Annotated in this window: 3 protein-coding genes; all 3 read right to left on the bottom strand. The window is 75.4% G+C overall.

What is annotated here, in order from left to right; all coding sequences use genetic code 11:
* The coding region (locus E1283_RS35590) for a CaiB/BaiF CoA transferase family protein (protein WP_132822293.1) at nt 1-969 on the bottom strand (969 nt) is incomplete at its 3' end.
* An 80-nt stretch (nt 970-1,049) separates the two neighbouring features.
* The gene (locus E1283_RS35585) at nt 1,050-1,550 is read right to left on the bottom strand and encodes a VOC family protein (RefSeq protein WP_132822292.1); all 501 of its coding nucleotides are present in this window, start codon (nt 1,548-1,550) and stop codon (nt 1,050-1,052) included.
* An 87-nt stretch (nt 1,551-1,637) separates the two neighbouring features.
* A partial coding sequence (locus tag E1283_RS35580) for a molybdopterin dinucleotide binding domain-containing protein (protein ID WP_279571323.1) occupies nt 1,638-2,092 on the bottom strand: 455 nt, incomplete at its 5' end.

Raw genomic sequence — 2,092 nt, 5'->3', positions numbered from 1 at the left:
GCGTGCCGGTGCCGGTCGCGGCCGCGGTCGTTGCCGCGGAGCGCGGCCATGGTGCAGTAGAGGGCGATGGCGGCGGTGAGCAACTGGCCGCCGGAGAACACGTCGCCCATCTGCCCGACCGGGGCGCAGCTCGGGCCAGCGGGCGCGGTCGTCGCGGTCGGGCGCGTCGGGCGGCAGGCCGAGCCGGGCGGCGAACTCGGCGTAGAACCGCGGTTCGAGGGCGCCGACGGCCATCCAGCGGTCGTCGGCGGTGCGGTAGACGGCGTAGAAGGGGCAGCCGCCGTCCAGCAGGTTGACGCCGGGTCGGTCCTGCCAGGCGCCGGCGCCGAGCAGGCCGAGGATCATGGTGGTGAGGTGGGCGGCGCCGTCCACGATGGCGGCGTCCACCACCTGGCCGACGCCGGTGGCGCGGGCGTGGTGCAGGGCGGCGAGCACGCCGACCACCAGGTAGAGGGAGCCGCCGGCGTAGTCGCCGAGCAGGTTGGCCGGCGGGGCCGGCGGGCCGCCGGGCGGGCCGGTCATGCCGAGCACGCCGGCGACCGCGAGATAGCCGATGTCGTGGCCGGCGCGGTCGGCCAGCGGTCCCTCCTGGCCCCAGCCCGTCATCCGGCCGTAGACCAGCCGCGGGTTGCGGGCCAGGCAGACGGCGGGGCCGACGCCGAGCCGCTCGGCCACGCCCGGCCGGAAGCCCTCGATCAACACGTCGGCCCTGGCGGCCAGTTCGAGGACCCGGGCGGGCCCGTCGTGGGCCTTCAGGTCGACGAGGACGGACCGCTTGTTGCGGTTGGTCAGGTCGCGGGTCGGGTCGATGCCGTGGCCGGCGCCGCCCGGCCGGTCGACGCGCACCACGTCGGCGCCGAGGTCGGCGAGCAGCATGGCGGCGAACGGCCCGGGGCCGATGCCGGCCAGCTCCACGATCCTCACCCCGGCCAGCGGGCCGCCGGCGCCGGGTGGCGGTGCGTTCTCCATGTGGCGCTTCCCGCCCACCTAAGTGACTGAACGGTAGTTAACCTGCTCTCGGGAAACGCTAGGTCGCGGCGGGGGCGCGGTCAAGACGCGGCGGCCGCCCGGTACGCCGCCTCCAGGGCAGCGACGTCCAGCTTCTTCATGCCGTACATCGCCTTGGTGGCCGCGGTGGCGGCCGCCGTGTCGGAGGAGGTGAACAGCTCCATCAGCCGCCGGGGCACGATCTGCCAGGACAGGCCGAACCGGTCCTTGAGCCAGCCGCAGGGCCCCTCCTCGCCGCCGCCGGCGGTGAGCCGGGCCCACAGTTCGTCGACCTCGGCCTGGTCGGCGCAGTCGACCTGGAGCGAGATCGCCTCGTTGAAGGTGAACTGCGGGCCGCCGTTGAGGGCGACGAACCGCGAGCCGGCCAGCTCGAAGGTGACCGTGAGGACGGTGCCCGGCTCTCCCGGACCGGCCTCGTTGTACCGCGTCACCTCGACCACCCGGGAGTCGGGGAAGAGCGAGACGTAGAACTCGGCGGCCTCCTCGGCCTGGTTGTCGTACCAGAGGCAGGGGCTGATCTTCTGGGTGGCGATCTCCGGCATGGTGGGCTCCTTCGCGCCTGTCGGTCATGGCCGTCGAAGGGGTAGACCGGGGGCGGGGACCGAACTCATCGGTGCCGGGGCGCGCGCTCAGCGCGGCGCGGTGGGCGGCGGCTCGTGGGCCCGCACCGGCGGTGGCGGGTCCGCCAGCCGCTCGACGGCGACGCGGGCGTGCTGCCCGGTGCAGCCCTGGGCGAGGCGGGAGGTGCCGACGTCGGTGGTGAGGGCGTTGGGGTTGCCGTGCACGCAGGTGGCGACGTCGGGCGCCGAGGGGTCGAACCAGGCGCCGGTGGCGAGTTGGACGACGCCCGGGCGCAGTGCGTCGCTCAGCACGACCGCGGCCAGGCACGAGCCGACGGCGCTGCGCAGCCTGACCACCTCGCCGTCGGCCAGGCCGAGCGCGGCCGCGTCGTCCGGGTGGACGCGGACCGGCTCGCGCCCGTCGATCTTGGCGGCGGCGCTGTGCGGGCCGTGGTCCAGCTGGCTGTGCAGCCGGGTGGCCGGGTTGTTGGCGACCAGGTGGAGCGGGAACTCCGGGTCGGGCG

This window comes from Streptomyces hainanensis (assembly GCF_004348415.1).
Classification (GTDB): domain Bacteria; phylum Actinomycetota; class Actinomycetes; order Streptomycetales; family Streptomycetaceae; genus Streptomyces; species Streptomyces hainanensis.
Note: the sequence above shows the minus strand (reverse complement) of the source record. Positions and strands in the feature narration are given on the sequence as shown.